The 22,649-nt window shown below is 52.8% G+C and carries 19 protein-coding genes and 2 pseudogenes; 10 read left to right on the plus strand and 11 right to left on the minus strand.

Annotation, left to right across the window (positions count from 1 at the left end):
* Positions 1-108: 108 nt before the first annotated feature.
* Positions 109-1,011, minus strand: a complete 903-nt coding sequence (locus BH714_RS06420; protein WP_040017377.1) for a LysR family transcriptional regulator — start codon at positions 1,009-1,011, stop codon at positions 109-111.
* A 136-nt stretch (positions 1,012-1,147) separates the two neighbouring features.
* On the opposite strand from BH714_RS06420, the gene BH714_RS06425 reads away from it, so the two are divergent.
* Together BH714_RS06425 and BH714_RS06430 are read left to right on the plus strand one after the other, a co-directional pair.
* Complete coding sequence (locus tag BH714_RS06425) at positions 1,148-1,894, plus strand: SDR family oxidoreductase (protein WP_040017378.1); 747 nt, start codon at positions 1,148-1,150, stop codon at positions 1,892-1,894.
* Between the two features lie 79 nt (positions 1,895-1,973).
* A complete protein-coding gene (locus BH714_RS06430) occupies positions 1,974-2,648 on the plus strand; it encodes a glutathione S-transferase family protein (protein ID WP_032681106.1) in 675 nt (224 codons plus the stop codon).
* Positions 2,649-2,931: 283 nt separating this feature from the next.
* On the opposite strand, the gene BH714_RS06435 is transcribed toward BH714_RS06430, so the two are convergent.
* Together BH714_RS06435 and BH714_RS24270 are read right to left on the minus strand one after the other, a co-directional pair.
* Positions 2,932-3,678, minus strand: a complete 747-nt coding sequence (locus BH714_RS06435) for an SDR family oxidoreductase (RefSeq protein WP_040017379.1) — start codon at positions 3,676-3,678, stop codon at positions 2,932-2,934.
* Positions 3,679-3,850: 172 nt separating this feature from the next.
* A pseudogene (locus BH714_RS24270) lies at positions 3,851-4,014 on the minus strand (helix-turn-helix domain-containing protein); the annotation flags it as partial.
* A 232-nt stretch (positions 4,015-4,246) separates the two neighbouring features.
* Between BH714_RS24270 and BH714_RS06440 the strand changes: the two are divergent.
* The 3 genes and pseudogenes from BH714_RS06440 to asd all read left to right on the plus strand — a co-directional run bounded on the left by BH714_RS06440 (position 4,247) and on the right by asd (position 6,284).
* Complete coding sequence (locus BH714_RS06440; RefSeq protein WP_040019022.1) at positions 4,247-4,699, plus strand: cyclophilin-like fold protein; 453 nt, start codon at positions 4,247-4,249, stop codon at positions 4,697-4,699.
* 37 nt (positions 4,700-4,736) lie between these two features.
* Positions 4,737-4,931, plus strand: a pseudogene (locus tag BH714_RS23510) (M3 family metallopeptidase); the annotation flags it as partial.
* Between the two features lie 234 nt (positions 4,932-5,165).
* Entirely contained in the window at positions 5,166-6,284 is a 1,119-nt protein-coding gene (gene asd, locus BH714_RS06445; protein WP_040017380.1) for an aspartate-semialdehyde dehydrogenase, read from the plus strand.
* An 88-nt stretch (positions 6,285-6,372) separates the two neighbouring features.
* Here the strand turns inward: asd and iraP are convergent, their stop codons facing one another.
* The 3 genes from iraP to BH714_RS06460 form a co-directional block, all read right to left on the minus strand.
* Positions 6,373-6,708, minus strand: coding sequence for an anti-adapter protein IraP (gene iraP / locus BH714_RS06450; protein ID WP_014169912.1), 336 nt, complete (start codon positions 6,706-6,708; stop codon positions 6,373-6,375).
* Between the two features lie 135 nt (positions 6,709-6,843).
* Complete coding sequence (locus BH714_RS06455) at positions 6,844-7,749, minus strand: alpha/beta fold hydrolase (RefSeq protein WP_014169913.1); 906 nt, start codon at positions 7,747-7,749, stop codon at positions 6,844-6,846.
* A gap of 51 nt (positions 7,750-7,800) precedes the next feature.
* Positions 7,801-8,409, minus strand: coding sequence for a TetR/AcrR family transcriptional regulator (locus BH714_RS06460; RefSeq protein ID WP_236918389.1), 609 nt, complete (start codon positions 8,407-8,409; stop codon positions 7,801-7,803).
* Between the two features lie 219 nt (positions 8,410-8,628).
* On the opposite strand from BH714_RS06460, the gene BH714_RS06465 reads away from it, so the two are divergent.
* Positions 8,629-9,825: an MFS transporter gene (locus tag BH714_RS06465; RefSeq protein ID WP_040017381.1), complete on the plus strand. Its 1,197-nt coding sequence runs from the start codon at positions 8,629-8,631 to the stop codon at positions 9,823-9,825.
* Between the two features lie 38 nt (positions 9,826-9,863).
* Here BH714_RS06465 and BH714_RS06470 read toward each other — a convergent pair whose 3' ends face one another.
* Complete coding sequence (locus BH714_RS06470; protein ID WP_014169916.1) at positions 9,864-10,853, minus strand: 2-hydroxyacid dehydrogenase; 990 nt, start codon at positions 10,851-10,853, stop codon at positions 9,864-9,866.
* A 210-nt stretch (positions 10,854-11,063) separates the two neighbouring features.
* Between BH714_RS06470 and BH714_RS06475 the strand changes: the two genes are divergently transcribed.
* Genes BH714_RS06475 through BH714_RS06485 form a run of 3 tightly spaced genes read left to right on the plus strand, consistent with a single transcriptional unit; the run spans position 11,064 to position 14,216 of the window.
* The gene (locus tag BH714_RS06475) at positions 11,064-13,703 is read left to right on the plus strand and encodes a YdbH family protein (RefSeq protein ID WP_040017382.1); all 2,640 of its coding nucleotides are present in this window, start codon (positions 11,064-11,066) and stop codon (positions 13,701-13,703) included.
* Complete coding sequence (locus tag BH714_RS06480) at positions 13,700-13,891, plus strand: YnbE family lipoprotein (RefSeq protein WP_014169918.1); 192 nt, start codon at positions 13,700-13,702, stop codon at positions 13,889-13,891. Before BH714_RS06475 ends, BH714_RS06480 begins: the two co-directional genes overlap by 4 nt.
* A 7-nt stretch (positions 13,892-13,898) precedes the next feature.
* The gene (locus tag BH714_RS06485) at positions 13,899-14,216 is read left to right on the plus strand and encodes a YdbL family probable chaperone protein (RefSeq protein ID WP_014169919.1); all 318 of its coding nucleotides are present in this window, start codon (positions 13,899-13,901) and stop codon (positions 14,214-14,216) included.
* Here the strand turns inward: BH714_RS06485 and feaR are convergent, their stop codons facing one another.
* Complete coding sequence (gene feaR, locus BH714_RS06490; protein ID WP_014169920.1) at positions 14,217-15,125, minus strand: transcriptional regulator FeaR; 909 nt, start codon at positions 15,123-15,125, stop codon at positions 14,217-14,219.
* A gap of 241 nt (positions 15,126-15,366) precedes the next feature.
* Between feaR and BH714_RS06495 the strand changes: the two genes are divergently transcribed.
* On the plus strand, positions 15,367-16,866 hold the full coding sequence (locus BH714_RS06495; RefSeq protein ID WP_014169921.1) for an aldehyde dehydrogenase family protein: 1,500 nt from the start codon (positions 15,367-15,369) through the stop codon (positions 16,864-16,866).
* Between the two features lie 41 nt (positions 16,867-16,907).
* Here the strand turns inward: BH714_RS06495 and BH714_RS06500 are convergent, their stop codons facing one another.
* From BH714_RS06500 to tynA, 3 genes are all read right to left on the minus strand, one after another.
* Positions 16,908-18,014: a GGDEF domain-containing protein gene (locus BH714_RS06500; protein WP_020884248.1), complete on the minus strand. Its 1,107-nt coding sequence runs from the start codon at positions 18,012-18,014 to the stop codon at positions 16,908-16,910.
* A gap of 74 nt (positions 18,015-18,088) precedes the next feature.
* Entirely contained in the window at positions 18,089-20,062 is a 1,974-nt protein-coding gene (locus BH714_RS06505) for an alkyl/aryl-sulfatase (RefSeq protein ID WP_040017384.1), read from the minus strand.
* A gap of 167 nt (positions 20,063-20,229) precedes the next feature.
* Positions 20,230-22,506, minus strand: coding sequence for a primary-amine oxidase (gene tynA / locus BH714_RS06510; RefSeq protein ID WP_040017385.1), 2,277 nt, complete (start codon positions 22,504-22,506; stop codon positions 20,230-20,232).
* Positions 22,507-22,649: the final 143 nt, after the last annotated feature.

Below are 22,649 nucleotides of genomic sequence, written 5' to 3' on the forward strand. Positions count from 1 at the left end.
ACATTGAATGTCCAATCCAGTGAGTTTGGCCGCTCTGTGCCAAGAGCGGAAGTTATTTACACCTTGCTATGCAATTTACGGCCAGCCGGTCAGTTCGTCATCTCAGTTTCATTTCAATGGGTTGTAAACTTTGAAGCCGGGATTTTTTTCAAAAATCTCAGCAACAAAATCCATGAACACAATCGCGCGTTTTGGTAAAAGTCGATTTGCAACATAAACAGCCTGAATGGGAACGGGAGATGCAGTGTAATCCGCAAGTAATAATTGTAAGTTGCCATTTGCCAGTCCCTCCTCGAACAACCATTCTGGGCCCTGTGCGATCCCAACCCCAGCATTGACAAATTTCTGCACTGCTTCAGGTGAATTGACCCTGAGCCGGCCAGAAACAGGCACATCCATATCCCGAAATCTCCAGGTAGCGCCCGTTGATAACAGGGTATAGATCAAACAATCATGTTTTTTTAAATCCTCCGGGGTGTCAGGAATCCCATGTTCAGCCAGGTACTTGTGACTGGCAACACAGACTCGCTCATACATGCCAAGTCTGCGGGCACGCATTGCACTGTCCTCAAGGTGACCAATGCGGATTGCCAGCTCAGCGCCTTCATCAACGAGATTGATATAGCGGTCATTAATCTGTAGATCGAGTGTTAGCTCAGGGTAGCGTTCTAAAAAATCGGGTATGCGTGGAATCAAAAATGTGTGAGCCAGTGCAGTGGGACAAGCAACGCGCAGTAACCCTGTGGGCGTCACATTTTCTCTGAAAGAAGACTCTGACTCTTCGACCGCTTCCAGAATACGCCTTGCTTCCAGATAATAACGTTCTCCTTCAGGAGTCAGGGAAAGCTTGCGGGTTGATCGGTGGAGTAATCTGGTCTGCAAATGCTCTTCGAGGGTTGCAACATGACGACTCACGTTCGGTTGCCCTAAGCCTAAATCCCTGCCTGCTGCAGAAAAGCTGCCTGTCTCCGCAGTGCGGACAAAGCATGTCATCAAAAGTAATCTGTCCATCCTAAACCTATTTATGCTTTTAACGCATGGAACATATTCATAAATACAATCTTATCACCCTTAAAGCATGAGTATAGAGTGGCGATCAAATCGGTCATTTGCCGATCAGCTGTTAAAACTCACGGGAGATATGTTCATGTCCAGATTACAAGGTAAACGCGCACTCATCACGGGTGGAACAAGTGGTATTGGTCTTGCAACCGCGAAGCTGTTTGTCGCAGAAGGTGCACGCGTAATGGTTACTGGTATTAACCCTGATTCTGTCGCAAAGGCGAAACTCGAGCTGGGTAAAGATGTGGTCGTCGTGAGCGCGGATTCTGCAGATGTGAATGCACAGAAAGCGCTGGCTCAGACGGTTCAGGAACATTTTGGTGAGCTGGATATTGCTTTCCTGAATGCGGGTATATCAATGTATATGCCAATTGAGGCATGGACAGAAGAAATGTTCGACCGCATTTATGATATCAACGTTAAAGGTCCTTATTTCCTGATGCAGGCGCTGTTGCCAGTGTTCGCAAGCTCTGCATCAGTGGTCTTTAATACATCTATAAATGCGCACACGGGCCCGGTGAACTCTTCAGTTTATGGCTCCACCAAAGCCGCATTACTCAACATGTCGAAAACACTGTCTAACGAGTTACTTTCTCGCGGGATCCGTATCAACGCGGTGAGCCCAGGCCCGGTTGACACGCCGCTTTACGATAAGGCGGGGATCCCCGTGGAATATCATGATCAAGTGATGAAAGATATCGTTGCAACCATCCCTGCCGGTCGTTTTGGTAAGCCTCAGGAAGTCGCGCAAGCGGTGCTTTACTTTGCCTCCGATGCGTCTGCCTGGACCGTGGGTTCAGAAATCATCATCGACGGCGGCGTTTCAATCTAAGCCACCAAAATAAGATTTACAATTCATCAAGCCCGCCACCTTTTATGGCGGCGGGCTATTATTTTATCTGGAGGTTGAGATGTCTACCCATGACCTGACACTGATTAGCCACCCATTGTGTCCCTTTGTGCAGCGTTCAGCGATCGTTCTTCTCGAAAAAAATGTGCCATTTGACCGTGTAAATGTAGATCTGTCGGCGAAGCCTGACTGGTTTCTTGCTCTGTCACCCACCGGCAAGGTACCGCTACTTAAAGTGCATCATGCAGAGGGCGAAGATGCCATTATTTTTGAGAGCATGGTGATCTGCGAGTATCTTAATGAAACGCAAGATGGTGATTCGCTGTATGCTGACGATGCATTAGAAAGGGCTAGACAGCGAGCATGGATCGAGTTCTCTACATTAATGCTTGGAAATGCCTGGCAATTTTTAAATGCGACTGATCAGGCCATGGCAGACAGCAAACGCGCTGTGCTCCGTGAGCAACTTGAATATATTGAATCTGAATTGAATTCAGGGCCTTATTTCTCGGGTTCCAAATTTAGTATGGTTGATGCGATCTACGCTCCTGTTTTCCGTTACTTCTCCATCATTGATGCATCAGTATCTGAGGCGATTTTTGAGGGACTTCCGCGGATTTCCGCATGGAAAACTGCACTTGCGAAAAGGGAAAGCGTAAATGCCGCTGTATCACCAGATTATGCAGAACTTTTCCAAAATCATCTTCGTCAGCATTCTGCAATTCTCGCTGCCTGAAGATATTTTTTGAGAAACCGTGACCTGCTCTTCTCCCTGTTGATTATCAGATGCCAATGATAGTCCCAGCTCCCGGTTGTTACGACAAATGCGAACTTCCGCTTTTCGCTCACAACAGACCTTCAGCCTAGCCATCTTGTCCGCTTTGTGCCAGAAGCGGACATTTCTCGCTGTTAGGTGCAGGAAAAATCGTGTTTTTAGGCTTAGGAAAAGGCATAGGGGTATGCCGAATCTGAAAGCCTAAATCCTGTTAGTTTTTCTCCAGTTGCCGCCACTAAACTAATTACAATTCCTGAGCCGTTGGTCTGAAAATAATTTCACTCACACCAACATCTTCTGGTTCATTAATTGCGAAGGCTACCATGCGTGCAAAGGTTTCTGCTGGCACGCCAATATTTTCAACGTAATCCTGGTTTGCAGCCTTAACATCTTTATCCGTTATATGCTCCAGCAGTTCTGTTTTAACAGCACCGGGGGACACTAACGTGACGCGAATGTTATGTGCCGCCATTTCCTGGCGCAAACCGTCGGTTAATGCTCGAACAGCAAATTTTGTCGCCGAATAGACAGCAGAACTCTGGAAGACAAGGTGTGCAGCAACAGATGCGGTGTTAATGATATGACCTGTTTTTTGTGATTTCATATAAGGCAGCACCGCAGCAATACCGTGTAGAACCCCGCGCAGATTGACATCAATCATCTGATTCCATTCATCTACATTTCCCTGCTCAAGTCGGGAAAGAGGCATCAGGCCGGCATTATTGATAAGAACATCTACACGACCGAATTTGTTGACCGCAGTCTCAATGAGGTTGTTTACGTCATCAAGTTTCGTCACATCGGTTGCGACGGCGATGGCTTCTTTATTCTGCTTTTGGAGCTCACTCGCAATGGCCTCTATGCGGTCTATTCTCCGCGCAGCCATCACAACCTTTGCTCCTTTTTCAGCAAGATAACGTGCAGCCGCTTCACCCATACCGCTTGATGCGCCCGTGATTACAATTACTTTGCCTATGATGTTATCTGTCATTTTTACTCTTCCTTAATAGGAGATGGGCTGTTGTCACCACTATCAGACTGAGATCAGGTTCAATCTCTTCAGACTTCAGTGACACATTCCTGAACAGGGATAATCTTAGCAGTAGAGCATTAATTCGATAATGCCTATAAACTTATATTGATTATGAGTACAGCTCATTAATTGGAGATACGTTACGGGTAGTTCGTATGAGCAGGCTGATCTGCAGCCGATATTCCCACGCCGATATTGCCTGGCTGAGAGCCGGTTGCGCCCCCCTGGTTGAGCCTCCGCACGGGTTAAACTCCCTTCGCGGGTGACGGTAATGAAATAAAGGAGGTCATTCAGGTTTTATCAGTGAAATACTCACAAAACATAACTATAGCTTATAAGCCCATTAAGCAATCATTAGCTAGTCAGCATACATCTATCGTGTAGAATTTCCAGTAAGAGAGGAGTCCGGAGAAAAGCATACGGATCTGAACCCATTTGATAAATTGACTTCTTTTTAAACGCTTATCTAAAATAATCATTGATGCTGCACCTGAAAGATGCAGCACATTTGCGGGAGAGAATCTGGATGAAAAAAATATTATTCCTGTTATTTATTATCATCACGAGCTTTTTATTCCCGGCTCGTGCCAGTAATTCTTTACAGCCAGACAAGGAAGAAGCTGTGACCATTAAAATGACTATCAATCAGCAAACTTTTTACGTTGAACTTAAGAATAATCCAGCCGCAAAGGCATTTATTGAACAGCTTCCCCTGACTCTAACGATGGAGGAACTTAACGGGAACGAGAAATTTGCTGATCTGCCCCGTCCCTTACCGACCCACCAGGTCAAACCTGGAACCATTAATCAGGGCGATCTCATGTTATATGGCCATCGTACCCTGGTACTTTTTTATGAGACCTTTCAGACAAACTACGGATACACACCCGTTGGCAGAATAATAGCGCCAGAAAATCTTGGTAAAATTGCAGATGAAAAAGAAGTAATAGCAAGGTTTACCACAGATAAAAAAGGTTGATCTGTATTATCAAACACTGAATCTGGATTACCTATAGACGCAAATGCTGGCAGACGATGGCTATCAGTGGCTTGTCGAGCAGGGTGGTTTGACCCGCGAAAACGGACAGACATTCCGCGAGGTGATTCTGTCGCGCGGCAATAGTAGTGATTGAGCTAAACTTTACCGGAACTGGCGCGGCCACGATCCGAGGATTGAACCGATGCTGGAGAATCGCGGGTTGAGTGCGTAGCGCTGATTCAGGTCAGCCACAAAACCGGGCGTGAGGCCCGGTTTTTGTTTGATTATGTCTTCCCCACAATTTTTATTAATTATGCCGTGTAAAAGGTATAAAAATTGCTGATGCCGTATGAAACATTTTAATAATGGCCGAATGTGATGCAATTCGTAATGACCATTAATGTGGGATGAGATATAACATGTTTTGAAAAATTAACATTCTCATAACGTCATTAAGGTTAAGCAAATGAAGCAGGTTGGTATTGTTGGTTGGCGAGGAATGGTGGGTTCTGTTTTGTTACAAAGAATGGTCGAAGAGAACGACTTCGACAATATTTCCGCGCATTTTTACAGTACTTCCAGTGCAGGGGCCGCTGGTCCAGTCATTGGTGGCGTCAACCACACACTCAAAGATGCTAATTCTATTAGCGCCCTGGCCGAAATGGATATCATCATAACCTGTCAGGGCGGGGATTATACCAAAGCAATTTATCCTGCGTTGATTAGCCATGGCTGGCAAGGCTACTGGATTGACGCGGCCTCAGCGCTCCGGATGGATGAAAAAGCCTGCATTATTCTCGACCCGGTTAACCGCACAAATATCGATCGTGCCATCAAAGAGGGAATTAAACTTTTTGTTGGGGGCAACTGTTCCATTACGCTGAGTCTTATGGGACTGTCAGGGTTAATTAAAGCTGACCTGATCGAGTGGATGAGTGTGATGACCTATCAGTCTGCATCCGGAGCGGGTGCTAAATATGTCCGGGAATTAATTGCTCAAAGCGCTTATATCAGTAAACATTTATCTTCTGATGAGCTGGAATCCTCAGGTTCAGTGCTTCCTTTAGTCAATAAAGTGAGTGAATTAATTAACAGTGCTAACATGCCCATCCAGAATTTCGGCGCGCCTTTAATGGGCAGTATTATTCCATGGATTGACAGCGATTTAGGGGATGGTAATAGCAGAGAAGAATGGAAGGGTGAGGCAGAAACGAACAAAATTCTTGGTCTCTCTCCGGGTACGATTGCAGTAAATGGCTTGTGTATTCGGGTCGGTGTGATCCGTTGCCATAGTGCTGCAATAACCCTGAAGCTCAAGCGTGAAGTCAGCGAAGAAGAATTTGCAGAGCTTGTGACGCATTCCCATCCATGGGTTAACTATGTGCCCAATAATAAGGATGACAGTGTCAGTAAATTGACTCCCGCTAACATTAGCGGTTCGCTGCAGGTGGGTATTGGCCGTTATAAGAAAATGTCGCTTAACAATGACCCCATATACTCGGTTCTGACGGTCGGCGATCAGCTGTTGTGGGGCGCTGCGGAACCCTTGCGACGGATGTTGAATATTCTGCTTGGTAAAGTCTAATCACGCTCACACGGTCATGGCGCGCTGCGCGTAAGGCGTGGGTTTAACGAGAAGCTGGAGACTGAACTCCAGCCTCTAGGAATGGGTTTCAATCTGAGGCCGTTTCGCCTGGGGCTTCCTTTAACGACTCGATACTTATCTCTGAGTCATTAGTTTCGAGTAGCTGGGTTAATAAAATCAGGTTATTGAATTCGTTCAGTAACATTTCAGCGTCGGATTTGAGCGGCGTATCTGCTGCTTCAAGCGCCGCGTTGATCGCTTTTCTGACATTCTCGAGCATTTCGTTCATACCGCCATTTTTACCAATGGTCAGTAACAACGCGCCTATCAACAAAGACTGTGCTTCTACTTTGGCCGCCAGCTCTTTAGCTTCAGCGTCCATTTTGGAAATTTTTGCGATAACACTGAGTATCAAGTTTTTCATAATGCCCCCTTATTTTCTTTGCGAGATTAACTCCTTAATAAATTTTGAGCGAGGTTTATTTTATGGCGACAGCAATTGTCTTTGTTGATGAAGCAGGGCACGGTGCCAGCAGTGATCAACACCGTGCGCTTCCTGTTAACGGAAGAAGTCTGCCAGGGCCTCACTCAGGGCCTGAGGTTGTTCATCCGGAATGAAATGACCGCAATGAGCAAGCGTAATGCCACTCACTGTCTCTGCAAACTGGCGAAGCGGGGCAGCCATATCGGCAATCGAACCCTGATCGGCACTGACGGCCAGCAACGGCACTCGAAGTTTTTGCGTTTCAGCCAGCGTCCGGTTCTGAACAGCGGAGACTGCCGCTTCTCTGTAAGGGGCCAGCCCGGCACGCAGCGCGCCGTTTTGCTGCATCAGGCGGACATACCGGGCGATATCCGCATCGCTAAAGGCCATCGGACTGGCGGTTTTTCGCCGCAGGAACCATTCGAGGTAAATCTCTTCACGCCCGCTAATTAAGGCTTCCGGCAGGTCGGGGAGAAGATGAAACGCGAAGTGCCAGGTTTTCCAGGCTTTTTCTGGCGTCGCGGGCAGGGCGTCCGGCAAAGTAATACCCGGGATACCGGCATCAAGCAGAGCCAGCTTGATTACCTGCTGTTCATAACGCAGGGCATACGGCCAGGCAACCCATGCACCTACATCGTGGGCGGCCAGGTAATGTCTTGTGATCCCAAGTGCCTGCACCAGCCCAAAAACCGAACTGGCCAGCGTGAGGGTATCGTAGCCAGACTGTGGCTTATCGGAGTCGCCCTGGCCCGGGAGGTCGAGTGCGATGATATCGTAACGATCGGCTAAAAGAGCCATCACCTTATGCCAGGCAAACCCGCTTTGCGGGAAGCCTGCAAGCAGCACGATTGTTTCACCTTGCGTCTGTCCGCCTCTGACATAGTGCAGGCGAACCCCATCGACCGTTGAGTAATAGTGCGCAAAACCGGGCAAGCCCGCGACAGGCTGCGACCACGGAAGGGGGATTGAATTCTCAGACATGACTACCTCCAGCTATTTAGGAAATTATCATTTCCTTTATGGGTAAATTTTTTAGGCGAGTAGCGCCATCACCGTCTCTGCCAGCCGTTCGCGTGCCGGTAATTCTCCGGCTTTACCCGCCACACGCATGCCCAGGACCAGGCACAGCAAAACGCCGCTCAACGCCTGCGCGTCGTGTCGCGAATTAACTGAACCGTCCTGCATACCCTGTTCGATCATCTGGAGGATCGCGTGCTGATTTCGCGCAAGCGCGCTCTGCACCAGCCCGGCAATTTCGCGGTCAAACTGGCTGAGTTCAAGGGTGCTGCCGACCACCAGGCAGCCGCGGCGTCCTTCGACAGCGCTGGCCGATTCAAGATAAAAGTTCAGCAGCTCGGCTATTTTGGCCCGGCCATCAGGTTGTCGCGCCAGACGCTCGCGCAACGATTGATTGCGCAGGGAGGTATAACGCGCGAATACCTGCAGGAACAGGCCACGTTTATCGTGAAAGGCTTTATAAATACTGCCCGCAGTGAGCTGCATCGCGTCGCTCAGGTCACTTATCGACGCGCTGTGGTAACCCTTTTCTCTGAATACCGGCATCGCCAGATCCAGGGCCGCATCGAGATCAAATTGCCGCGGACGTCCGCGCTCGCGTGCGTTCTGTAGCTTCTCAGACATTGTGCTCATCATTTAGGAAACAATCGATTCCTAAATACTCCCATAAATGGGCGTATCTGGAAAGCGTGAAGTTCTATAAAAAGAGTTTGCCGCGGCAGAAGAGTGGAGAGGTCATTTTAGCTTCAACACGCTCCGGTATACTGCATCGTGATTTTAACAGGGCGTCGAACGTACAGGCCGTCGCTAACAGAGCCAGCCAATATGCAAAAGGCAGGAAGTATGTCTCTTCGTTCACTGCGGGCGTTGTGCCTGACAAGTTTTTTCATTGCTGATGTTCGCGATGGCCTCGGGCCCTTTCTCGGCATCTTCCTGACGGAACGTCACTGGACCCCGGATGATATCGGCATCCTGATGACCGCCGGGGGGCTGGCGGGATTACTGGCAACGCTGCCGGCGGGATTTATTACGGATACCTCCCGTAATAAGCGTTCGGTTCTGGCACTGCTTTGTATCGCCATTACGCTGAGTACGCTGCTGCTCTGGTTTAGTCAGCAGAGCGGCGTCGTCGCCGTCTCGCAAATTATCACCGGTATCTGCGCGGCGTTTGTGGGGCCACTGATTGCGGGTATTACGCTGGGTCTGACGGGCCCGAGCGGGTTTAGCGCGCAGATGGGGAAGAACGAGGCGTTCAACCACGCCGGCAATTTCCTGACGGCGGTGATTGCAGGCGGCATTGCCTGGTTCTGGGGCGTCGGGGGCATTTTCCTGCTGATGACCTGTACGACGCTTCTGACGTTGTGCGCGCTGCTTGCCATTCGTCATACAGATATCGACAACGATGCGGCGCGGGGGCTGACCTCTTCAGACCGTCAACCGGTCCCCGGCGTCGCGGTGCTGATTAAAAACCGGGCGCTGTTGATAACCGGGCTGACGCTGCTGCTGTTCCATCTGGCCAATGCCGCACTGCTGCCGATGCTGAGCATGAGGGTTGCTGCGGCACCGGCAACCATCAATCCCGGATTATTTGCGGCGGCCACCGTCATCATTTCTCAGGCGGTGATGATCCCCGTCGCCATGGGGGTGGCAGGCCGAATTGAGCGCTACGGTTACTGGCGTTTCATCATGCTGGCCCTGCTTATTATGCCCGTTCGGGCGGCACTGGCAGCCTCCACAGACGCCCCGTTGATGATGATCCCGGTACAAATTCTTGATGGTCTGGCCGCGGGGATTCTGGGCGTTGTCGTGCCGTCGTTTATCGTGGTGCTGTTGCGCGGGAGTGGGCACGTGAATGCCGGGCAGAGTGTGGTCATGCTGATGCAGGGTGTCGGGGCAGCAATGAGCCCGGCGTTAACCGGCACAATTGCCGGTCATTACTCTTTTGCGACGGCCTTTAGTGTGCTCAGCGCCATTGCGCTGCTGGCTGTCCTGCTCTGGTGGCGCTTTGCTCACCGGCGCTGGAAACCAGACCGGGCGTAGCTGGCCGGGCAGGGCAGAGCCGCACCCGGCACATAGGTTTACACGATAGCGTTAGGGCACTCTTCACCCTTTTCCAACTGCTGCAAGTTCCCCAGCGTGGTTTCTGAAATGCTGATCAGCGCTTCGGCAGTCAGAAACGCCTGGTGTCCGGTGAACAGGACGTTATGGCAGGCAGACAGACGGCGGAATACGTCGTCCTGGATCACGTCATTAGATTTGTCTTCAAAGAACAGATCGCGCTCATTCTCATACACGTCCATCCCCAGCGCGCCAATCTTCTGAGTTTTCAGCGCTTCAATAGCGGCCTGGGAATCAATCAACCCGCCGCGGCTGGTGTTGATGATCATCACGCCATCTTTCATTTGGTCAAACGCCGCCTGGTTGAGCAGGTGGTAGTTTTCCGGCGTCAGCGGGCAGTGCAGGGAGATAACGTCAGACTGTGAAAACAGCGTCGGCAGGTCGACATATTCCACGCCCAGATCCAGCGCGGCAGCGCTTGGGTACGGATCAAACGCCAGCAGACGCATACCAAACCCTTTCAGAATGCGCAGGGCGGCAACGCCAATCTTACCGGTACCGATAACGCCCGCGGTTTTACCGTACATGGTAAAGCCGGTCAGCCCTTCCAGAGAGAAGTTGGCGTCACGGGTACGTTGATAAGCACGGTGAATACGACGGTTCAGCGACATCATCATACCGATGGCATGTTCCGCGACCGCTTCCGGAGAATATGCCGGGACGCGGACCACCTTCAGCCCCAGCTCTTTTGCGGCATCAAGATCCACGTTGTTGAAGCCAGCGCAGCGCAGGGCGATATATTTCACGCCCTGTTTTTTCAACTCTTCCAGCACCGGACGGCTGCCATCATCATTCACAAAAATGCAAACGCCTTCACAGCCGTGCGCCGTTTTGGCGGTTTTTTCGGACAGCAGAAAGTCGAAAAATTCAAGCTCAAACCCGTAAGCCTCGTTAACATGTTGCAGATACTTTTTGTCGTACTGCTTTGTGCTATATACCGCGAGTTTCATAAGACTTTCTCCAGTGATTTTGCATTCACGTTAGCATGATTAAAATTATCTTACAATTTCTGAAATATTATTGAATTCAATAAGTTCTATCAATTATTTTAGAGCATCTATCCTTAAATTTGGCATTCTCTTCAACTGACTGGCTAAACATGCGACAATGATCGGTACTGTCGGCTTAATTCTTTCGCTAAATCAGGATATTAACTGCCCATGAGGGGTACATACAAAGCCGCAATCGCGCTCTTACTGCTGTTCATTCTGGTGCCGCTGACGCTGCTGATGACCCTTGCCCAGTGGGTACCAACCCTTGCCGGGATCTGGCTTCCTGTCGGGACACGCATCGCCTTTGAACAAAGTCCCAGACTCACGCGTCATGCCCTGATCATCCCCGATCTTCGCTATCTTGTGGATGACTGCGAAATTGCCCGAGTCGATAACGCGACCCTGTCGCACCCCAGCCGCTGGAAACTGGATATCGGCGCGCTCGAACTGAACTCCGTTTGCCTCAATAAAATTCCCCAGTCCGCACCGTCCACGGTCGCGCCCAAAACGCTGGCGCAGTGGCAGGCGGTGTTACCGAATACCTGGCTTACTGTCCATCGTCTGACGCTCTCGCCCTGGCAGCAGTGGCAGGGAGCACTTCAGGCGTCGCTGACGCCCGCCCGTCAGGAGATTGCCTACAAAGGTGAGCAGGTTAGCATTAAAGGGATGCTCCGCGGTCAGACCCTCTCTGTCACCCAGTTCGATGTACAACTTCCCGACCAGCCACAGCCGATAAAACTGGTGGGACAATTCACCCTGCCGCTGGTGCCGGACGGCGTGCCGGTTAAAGGCCATGCGGTTGCGACCTTTAACGTGCCACAGTTAACCTCGCTGGTCGATGCCGATCTCGACTGGGAAGCCAATCAGGGGCAACTGGTGGTCATGGCGCGGGATAACCCCGATCCGCTGCTCGATCTGCCGTGGCAAATAACCGCGGAACAGCTGAATATCAGTGACGGACGCTGGAACTGGAACCTTTCCGGCATGCCGCTGAGCGGGCGCGTTGGCCTTCGTGTCGATAACTGGCAGGCGGGGCTTGAGAAAGCGACCCTGACCGGGCGTCTGAATGTGCTCACTCAAGGGGATGCGGGGAAGGGCAACGCGGTGCTGAATATCGGACCGGGCAGGCTCAGTATGGAACAAAGCGACATGCCGCTTCATCTGAGCGGCGAGGCGAAACATAACGACCTGGTGCTCTATGCCAGACTGCCGGCAAAACTGACCGGAAGCCTGTATGAACCGCAGCTCTCCTTTGAGCCGGGCGCGCTGCTGCGCTCACGTGGTCGCATTATCGATTCACTGGATATTGATGAAATTCGCTGGCCGCTGGCGGGCGTCAGGCTGACCCAAAAGGGTGTCGATGGACGCCTGCAGGCCATTTTGCGGGCGCACGAGAACGAGATGGGTGATTTTGAACTGCATCTGGATGGCCAGGCCAGTGACTTTTTACCCGACAACGGCCTGTGGCAGTGGCGCTACTGGGGCAAAGGGGGCTTCACCCCAATGAATGCGCGCTGGGATGTTGCCGGAAAAGGCGAATGGCGCGACAAACTTATTGAGCTGACCGCGCTTTCAACCGGTTTCGACCAGCTCAAGTACGGTGCCATGGAGGTCAGTAAACCCCGTCTGGTGCTGGATAACCCGGTGCGCTGGTATCGCGATCCTGACAAGCCGACGTTCAGCGGAGCGCTGTCGCTGAATGCCGGGCAAACCCGTTTCAGCGGCGGCAGCGTATTGCCGCCGTCGGTGCTGACCTTCAGCGTAGACGGAACAGACCCGACACTGTTCCAGTTCAAGGGCGATCTGCATGCTGATGCTATCGGACCGGTACAGGTTAACGGACGCTGGGACGGGGAACGCCTTCGCGGGCAGGCCTGGTGGCCGAAACAATCGCTCACCGTGTTCCAGCCGTTGATCCCGCCAGACTGGAAAATGACGCTGCGTGACGGCGAACTGTATGCGCAGGTGGCCTTCTCGGCCGCCGCGGGTCAGGGCTTTGAGGCGGGCGGTCACGGCGTGCTGAAAGCCGGTAGCGCCTGGATGCCAGACAACCAGATCAACGGCGTCGACTTTGTCCTGCCGTTCCGGTTTAGTGAGGGCACCTGGTCGCTGGGAACGCGCGGCCCGGTAACCTTACGGATTGGCGAGGTGGTAAACCTGGTGACCGCACGGAATATCACGGCGGACCTGCAGGGTGACTACCCCTGGAGTGAGGCGAACCCGCTTCTGCTCACCAATGTGAAGGTGGAAACCCTCGGCGGAAAAATCACCATGCAGCAGTTGAGGATGCCGCAACACGATCCGGCGCTGTTGCGGGTAGACAATATCTCCTCCAGCGAGCTGATCAGTGCCGTTAATCCGAAGCAGTTTGCGATGTCTGGCCCGGTGAGCGGGGCGCTGCCGTTCTGGCTGGACAATGAAAAATGGATCATCAAAGATGGCTGGCTGACCAACCCCGGTCCGATGACGCTGCGTATCGATAAAGACACGGCGGACGCTATCGTAAAAGATAATATGGTGGCGGGCGCCGCAATTAACTGGCTGCGCTATATGGAAATTTCTCGCTCGTGGACAAGAATCAATTTAGATAATCTGGGTGAATTAACCATGCAGGCGACCCTTAAGGGAACCAGCCGGGTAGAGGGTAAAAGCAGCTACGTTAATCTGAACTATACCCATGAAGAGAATGTCTTTACCCTCTGGCGCAGCCTGCGTTTTGGAGACAACCTGCAAACCTGGTTTGAGCAACACGCGGCAATACCTGGTATCCGCAGTTCGACTGGCAAGGAAAGTGAGGAACAACAATGAAAAAGATGGCTGGTGTGCTCACCGTTGCCGTTGCCGCGCTACTGACCGGCTGTACGCCGCGCATTGAAGTCGCCGCGCCGAAGGAGCCGATTACCATCAATATGAATGTCAAAATCGAACATGAGATCCACATTAAGGTCGATAAAGACGTTGAAACCCTGCTGAAATCACGCAGCGATCTGTTCTGAGGATGCCATGAAACGATTAGCTCTGATGTTACTGGCGCTCGGCATGAACGTGCAGGCGGCAACGCTGACCTTAAATGACGCCCGGACGCAGGGGCGCGTGGGGGAAACCCTGAGCGGTTATCTTGCGCCAATCAAACAGGATGCGGAAACCCTGGCGCTGGTCAATCGCATTAACGCCGCGCGCACGGAAAGCTATCAGAAGCTTGCTGACAGCAACAATCTGCCGGTGGATGAAGTGGCGAAAATGGCAGGGCAAAAGCTGGTTGCCCGCGCCCAGCCGGGCGAGTACGTGAAAGGCATCAACGGGAAATGGCTGAAGAAGTAATTAGCGAAAGCGCTTACGATATTCGCCAGGCGAGACGCCAAAACGCTGCTTAAAGGCGGTTGAAAAATGGCTGTGGTCGGAAAAGCCCCAGCTGTAGCCAATGCCCGCCAGCTTTTCATCATCGCTGGCGGAGCGCAACACTTGTGCGCACAGGTCGAGACGGCGGTTTTTAATGTACTGGGCGACCACCAGCCCCTTATCAGCAAACATGCGGTAGAGGCTTCGCACCGACATCCCGCTCTGTGCAGCAATCCATTCCGGTCGCAGTGATTCAGACTGAATATGATCGTCAATCAATGACAGCACATTGCGGAACAGGCGTTCTTTACGCGGCTGAGCCACGTCGCGCTGCTGGAACGCGGGGCGAAGCAGACAGATCATCGCTTCCAGCGCCGCTTCACTCTCCCGGTCACTCAGATCGGCATTCCCCATACTTTCCATCAGCAGGTGGTGGCTTAACTGAACGGTGGGCAGCGTGCGCGAAAGGGTGAGCGCGCAGCTTACCTCCTGAAAACGACACTGTTGCTCAATAATCTGGCGCGGAACCAGCAGCGAAATCTGGCGGGATTTTTCATGCCAGGCAATGGAGCACGGGCGGGAAGCATCAAGCAGCGTGATATCGCCGGTCTTCAGCACCGCGCGGCGGTCGTCCTGTTCAATCTCCGCGCTGCCTTCCAGCTGAAATACGGTGTAGAACCAGGCATCGTTACTGTCGTTAATCTCATGGCGGGAGCGGAACAGGTTAACGCCACCTGCGGTTACGGTGCTTAACTTCAGGCTACGGGCATAGCTGGTTTCCAGCTCGCCGACGAATTCCCCCTCCAGCGGACGCGCATTAAAACGCCCGCAGACCTGGTTAATTTGTGCCAGCCACTGTTGATACTGTTCCTCTTCGCTTGCACACGCCATCGCTTATCTCGCTGCACCGTCAATGTTTTTGCATTGTTGCATTTGTGTTGCATTTTGTCAGAGCTATGAGGCTGACTATAGGAAAGAACACTCACCGGTAACAGCGTTATAAGACGGAATTATCATGATTTGCGGAGCCTGTCACAGGTGGCAAAGCGAATGTCACAGAGACAAAAGCGAGAATCCAAAACCCCTCTTAGACTGCATTAACACCCTGCGAATAAAAACGAAGGAGTACCCTATGTCTGAATCTCAGGTAGCCGTTCAGCCTGCCGTACAGCAGTTTTTAGACCGACATCATGGCCTGTGGATTGAAGGGCGTCAGGCCGCGTCGGACAGTGAAAAGCGGCTCAATGTCTATAATCCGGCAACGGGTGACGTCATCGCCTCCACCGCCGATGCCAGCGTTGATGATGTCGACCGCGCCGTGATGTCCGGCTGGCGTGCGTTTGTTGCCCGTAGCTGGGCCGGAAAATTACCGGCAGAGCGTGAGCGTATCCTGCTGCATTTCGCCGATCTGGTTGAGCAGCACAGCGAAGAGCTGGCCCAGCTTGAGACGCTGGAGCAGGGGAAATCCATTCATATCTCCCGCGCCTTTGAAGTGGGCTGCACCCTGAACTGGATGCGCTATACCGCAGGGCTTACCACGAAAATTGCCGGTAAAACCCTCGACCTCTCCATCCCCTTACCGCAGGGGGCCCGCTATCAGGCGTGGACGCGCAAAGAGCCGGTTGGCGTGGTGGCCGGGATTGTGCCGTGGAACTTCCCGCTGATGATCGGGATGTGGAAAGTCATGCCTGCGCTGGCGGCGGGGTGTTCCATTGTCATTAAGCCTTCAGAAACCACGCCGCTCACGATGCTGCGCGTGGCGGAACTGGCAAGTGAAGCGGGCATCCCCGACGGGGTGTTTAATGTGGTCACGGGAAGCGGTGCGGTGTGCGGTGCCGCGCTGACCTCACATCCGCATATTGCCAAAGTGAGCTTTACTGGCTCAACGGCGACAGGCAAGCAAATTGCCCGCGCGGCGGCGGATACGCTCACGGGGGTGACGCTGGAGCTGGGGGGTAAAAACCCGGCTATCGTGCTGAAAGATGCTGACCCGGCCTGGGTAATTGAAGGCCTGATGACCGGCAGCTTCCTGAACCAGGGGCAGGTTTGTGCTGCGAGCTCCCGTATCTATATTGAAGCGCCGCTGTTTGACACGCTGGTTAGCGGGTTTGAGCAGGCGGTGAAATCCCTGAGCGTCGGGCCGGGCATGTCGCCGGAGGCGTTCATCAACCCGCTGGTCTCGCGCGCGCACTGCGATAAAGTGCAGACCTTCCTCGACGAGGCAAAATCGCGCAATGCGGAGTTGATCACCGGTAACCGGGGGCCGGATGGCAAAGGTTATTACGTGTCGCCGACGCTTGTGGTGAACCCGGATGCCGCGCTGCGACTCACCCGCGAAGAAGTGTTCGGCCCGGTGGTCAACCTGGTGCGCGTCGCGGATGGCGAAGAAGCGCTGGCGCTGGCCAACGACACCGAATACGGGCTGACGGCCAGCGTCTGGACGCAAAATATCAGCAAGGCGCTGGAATACACCGACCGGCTTCAGGCGGGGACCGTCTGGGTGAACAGCCATACGCTGATCGACGCCAACCTGCCGTTTGGCGGCATGAAGCAGTCCGGCACCGGGCGCGATTTCGGCCCGGACTGGCTGGATGGCTGGTGTGAAACCAAATCGGTATGTGTACGGTATTAAAACAAAGCCTGTCGGGCTGGCGCAACGGCCACCCGACACGGCTATCGTGACCAGCGGTCCCGTCCGGCCGCTTTCGCCCGGTACAGCGCCTCATCGGCGCGGGCAATAATCTCCGTCCCCGCCAGACCCTCTGCCATTCCTGCAATGCCCATGCTTACGGTGACGCGATCGCTGACTTTTGAGGCATCGTGCGCTATCGCTTCCGCGCGCAGGCCGTCCTGAATACGCATGGCAACTTTTTCGGCTGTGTTTTCCGGGCAATCAAAGAGGATCACCACAAACTCTTCACCGCCGTAGCGAGACACGACATCGTCAGGTGTTCGCACCGACTGCCGGAGCACCTGCGCCACGCGGGTCAAACATTCGTCACCGGCCTGATGACCATAGGTGTCGTTGTAAAGTTTGAAATAATCTATATCCAGCATAATCAGCGAGAAGGCTTTTTTCTGCTCAACGGCATTCTCCAGCACCACTTCCATCTTGCGACGGTTGGCGGTCTGGGTTAACGGATCCTGATGCGCCAGCGCTTCCAGCCGCGAAATCAACAGCTGGTTTTGCTGGTTACGTCGCCAGGCTTCATCAAACCAGCTTATCAGGATGAAACGCCCGCAGAGCAAAATCAGCGTAAAGACGGTCCAGACGGCGGCAAAGTGAAGGTTGACACCATCATTGAGTACCCAGCTTGCGACCGGTAGCGTGACCCAGAGCGGGATCACGAAGGCGAGTAACCCACGGGGGTAAAAGTAGAGCGCCGTCAACCCGGCGAGTAACAGAATCGCGCACAGGGGCCAGACGTGGGGCAGCAACAGATCGGTGATAAACCAGAAACAGGATATCGACCAGATGACGCTACAGAAAAAGAGCACCACGCTGATGCCGGCAATACGTCGCCAGGCCATGATGATTAACGCAGCTGACAGAATAATAATGCCGAACATCGAGGCATCGATAAACTTCAGCAGAGGCAGCGACCGGAGGTAGAGGGGGTCGTCGGGCTTAAGCGAGACGTGGCGCAGCAGGATCATCACCGCGAAGCTGATGTTGACGAATGCCAGCCACGGCAGGTTCATCGCCAGCCCGTGCATGACCATCGCCTGACGCGTCGGCCAGGCAGCCCGCTCTGGCGTCGTTTTTTTTCTTTTTTCCATAAATGCTCTTTACCCTTTCCTGGGAGCAAGTGAAGCAGGAACGGGCGGAAGGACCGCCCGTCTGTTTTGCACCGTTACGGTGTCACAATATTAAACCAGAAATCGAACTTATCCATATAGCCAAGCATGGCGTCCAGTTTGGCACTGTCACCGCTGATCTTGATATCGCCACTGTCCTGCGCCTGTTTCAGCGTGACTTCTTTCAGGATAATTTTATTCAGGGTATCACGGTTCAGGGTAAGCGTAGCGTCAGCGTCTTTCGCTTCGGCATTTGCCGTGTGGTTCAGCACGCCGTTTTCCAGTTCAAGTTTGTATTTGCCGCCATCGCTGCCCAGATCGATGTTAAACACCGATTTGGCATCGCCGGCTTTTTGGCCATTGATATGAACGGCAAGGTAGTCGAAGAACATCTCTGGCGTCATCGCCCGCACGGTATCCGGGCTGGCGGTGTTCGGGGTCGGGCCTTTCACCACGCCGTTACGCAGCTCTTGCGCGCCGGTCAGGTAGAAGTTGCGCCACGGGCCGGATTCCGCCTGATAACCCAGCTGTTCCAGCGCATCTGCTTCGAGATTACGCGCGGCCTGATTGTTCGGGTCGGCAAACACCACTTTACTCACGACCTGCGCCACCCAGCGATAGTTGCCCTGATCAAAGTCAGTTTTCGCTTTGTTGAGAATGGCCTCCGCGCCGCCCATATACTCAACGAATTTCTTCGCAGCCTCTTCAGGAGGCAGTTCATCCAGCGTGGCGGGATTACCGTCGAACCAGCCCAGATAGAGTACATAGGTGGCTTTAACGTCATGGCTGACAGAACCGTAGTAACCGCGGTTAGCCCAGGTATGGGCGAGGGAATCCGGGAGTTTGAAGTTAGCGGCGATTTCATCACGCGTCAGGCCTTCATTCGCCATGCGTAACGTCTGGTCGTTGATGTAACGGTAGAGGTCGCGCTGGCTCTTCAGCAGTGCGACGACATTATCATTGCCCCAGGTTGGCCAGTGATGCTGTGCCATGATGATGTCGGCTTTATCGCCCCAGCGCACAATCGCCTGATTAATATATTTTGACCAGGGCAGCGGTTCACGGATTTTTGCGCCGCGCAGCGAGTAGGTGTTATGCAGCGTATGGGTCACATCCTCTGCGGATTCAATGATTTTTTTCTCTTCGATAAACCAGAGCATCTCTGAAGGTGCTTCAGAGCCGGGGGCCAGCATAAAATCGTAGGTCAGCCCGTCAATGACCTCTTTTTGTCCGTCTTTTTCAATGATGTTGGTCGGCGCGATAAGGGTGACGGTACCGGCGGACGTGGTCGTCCCCAGACCCGCACCCACTTGTCCTTTCGCATCAGGCTTCAGCAGGTTGCCATACATATAACTGGCGCGACGACTCATAACGTTGCCCGCAATGATATTTTCCGCAACCGCCGCCTCCATAAATCCGGAAGGGGCATAAACTTTTACCTTGCCAGCCTTCACGTCTGCTTCATCAACCACACCCCGCACACCGCCATAGTGGTCAACATGACTGTGGGTATAAATCACCGCCACGACCGGTTTTTGGCCGCGATTTTTGTAATAAAGATCCATGCCGACTTTGGCGGTTTCTGCCGAGACCAGCGGGTCAACGACGGTAATCCCTTCTTTGCCTTCGATGATGGTCATATTTGACAGATCGAGATTGCGGATCTGATATACCCCTTCAGTAACTTCAAACAGACCGCTGATATTAATCAGCTGGGATTGACGCCATAAACTGGGGTTTACCGAATCCGGCGATTTATCACCTTCTTTAATAAATGAATACTGTTGGGGATCCCAGATGACATTGCCTTGTTCGCCTTTGATAACGTCCTGAGGAAGTGGAGCGATAAATCCTTTATGGGCATTGGTAAAATCAGTGTTATCGGAGAAAGGAAGCTGGTTAAAAAGGGCATTGTTGGCTTGTTGTGTTGCGGCAGACGCGTCCTTTGGTGCTTCCGCCGCATAAGAGGGACTGTTGGACATGATCATTCCAGCCAGCACGAAACTTCTGACAATCAGATTCAATTTCATTTAAAACCTCTCAGAGAAAGTACTACGTCGTTTGTGAAAACTTCGCGTCCTGGCTGAAAATGTTTCAAAAGATGCAATCGGAATGAGTGGAGTAAAATAACTATAATCAGGATGAGATATTCAGCAAATAAACGAATAAAAAACCGGGCATTACGCCCGGTCTGTTTTTATTTCTGCGCGTCTTTTTTCCTGCCGAGTGTCGGCGTTTCGTCGAAGAAGTTCCACGGTTTGAGCAGGGTATGCACCCATTCCGTTGGCATGATTGGCCACTCTTCGGCGCGCGCGACGTGGGTTGTGCCGGTGGTCATCCAGACGACGTCATCCTGATCGTTTAGCGACTCGTTATCTTTGCTGTATTTGCCAAGCCCCGTATCGTGGGTTGAGCGGTTTGGGAATTTGCCCTCCGGGTACATCTCATCCGGATGGTAACGCGTGACCCACAGCTGTTTATCCATAAAGCTCAGGCGGTGATAGATCCACTCGTCCGGGGCGAACTTCGCGCCGGTCGCCACCGGGTGCGTCCCCCCGGCGTAAGGGATTATCTGATACGAAATTGGGTTCCCCATGCGGTTCTCTTTACTGGTGTTGCTCAGCAGACGAATGGTGCCCGGGTCAAATTTCTGCGCCGCCTGCTGCTCGGTATCAATAGCGTACTGATTGATCTGCATGGTGCTGGTTCGCGGGCCGCCGGCGGTGTTCGGTTTCACCTGTGGATCCATTGCCACCAGCGTGTTGTTGATGCCATCCACATCCATATCGAGACGGAAGTTATAGATGTGCTGGTGGGTGGTCCCGACGATGTTGTGATCAATTAATGTGCCGTATCGGGTATCGTCTTTGGCAGTAGGGTCATGCATCGTTTTCGCCTGTACGCCTTTCACCGCCTCAATCCCCGTTGCACCGGCATCAATCCCGATGGTGCCATTTTCGTGGAATACCCAGTCGAAAATGTAGTCGTAGTTGCCAACGGTGCTCACCCAGCGAACCACCAGCTCGCGCCGCTCGGTACTGACGTTAGGCTGACCCATCTCCTGGTGTTTATATTCCGGTCCTGCGTAGCGTTCAAAAATGGCGATGGCGCGGGGGATCTCCATCGGCGCACCGGTATAATCGGCAATGGTTTCATTGAGCATCACGGCGTTGGACGGCACGTCTTTGCCGCGCACCAGCGGAGAGGTCAGGGTGCCCATGCCGTAATCGCCGGAATCCAGATAGGCTTTGAAGTACCAGCCCACGTCAGGGTCACCGTAAGGGACGATCATCCCGCCCAGGGAGCCCTGATACATAATCTGGCGTTTTTTGCCGTTGTCATTGTAGGTGACGGTAGAAATCATTGGGCCCACGCGGGAATCCAGACTCAGATGGAAATCCCAGTTCTGCCAGTGAATCATATCGCCGGTGATGGTGTAGTTTTTGCCTTCCGGCTCAATGATGTCGAGCGGCTTTTTCGGCGTGTTGATGCGGTCACGTCCATCATACGGACGCGGCGTCATCGGCACCGGCACAACGGCACCTTCTTCAATCTTCTGAATCTTCTTCTGCTCAAGGTCGACCACTGCCACCAGGTTCTCAATCGGGTGCGCCCAGTAGTTGCCGTCGCCCACGTCCAGATAGCTCACCACTTTCAGCAACCGGTCTTCCTGTTTCAGGCCATCTTTGCCGTCGAAATAGCCGACGGTCAGTGGCGTGGTGATCACTTTCTTCGTATCGGTAATGCCGCGCTTTTTCAGAACCTCGGCAAACTCTGCACTCTCGTTGATGATCTGCTGAACGGTCGCAAAATCATCCAGCAGCACCATGCCGTGGGCATCTTTAATGGCGTCCCAGCGCAGGATCTTTTTATCCTTCAGGTCCACCAGACTTTCAATAACGTGTTTCCCGTCCAGCATGGTGATGTTCGCCTGGCGGGGAGAGTCCACCGCCGTGCCGTTGAGCACAAAGTCCCACACTTTGGCTTTCTCGGGTTCGGCCAGGGCTATCTGGGTGAAGCGGGTGTTCGGTTTAAAATCCGCAGAGCCTTTCACAATCTCCACGGCTTGCTTAATTTCGTCAGCCGTTAGCGCGTTTAACGGGTGAGGGCGTTTTTCAACCTGGAAGGTCTGGTCGAGACCCGACTGGAAAACGTCGTTGATGAAGGTCTCGGAGATGAACGCTTTTTTGCCTTTCATGACCACCGGCACCTGCAGCGTGAGGGTTTTGCCGTTCACAATAGCGGTTTTCGCGCCGGGCTTGACCTTCACATATGCCCCGTCCTTCGCAAGGGTGAACATCTGTGCGTAATCATCCCACTGCACATCGGCGCCAAACGCCTGCAGCGTTTTGTCCATCGGGACCATATGCGCCTCACTGCCGTGTGCGAAAACAGGTGATTGCCAGGCGCAACACAGCGCAACGGCCATAGCCAGTGCCGTTCTACGGGCAGAAAAAGAAGAATTGCTTCCCATCGTAGACCTCATCTTGTTGTGTTTATTGTGTTGTGACAGCCTTATCCTGACAGGCGCCCGAGAAAAGCGTTTGCCTGCATCTGCCAGGTTATTTGTTAGTCTTGCCAGGTTAAAAAAAGACCGGGGCGATATCACACCCCGGT

It is taken from the genome of Enterobacter ludwigii (assembly GCF_001750725.1).
Taxonomy (GTDB): Bacteria; Pseudomonadota; Gammaproteobacteria; order Enterobacterales; family Enterobacteriaceae; genus Enterobacter; species Enterobacter ludwigii.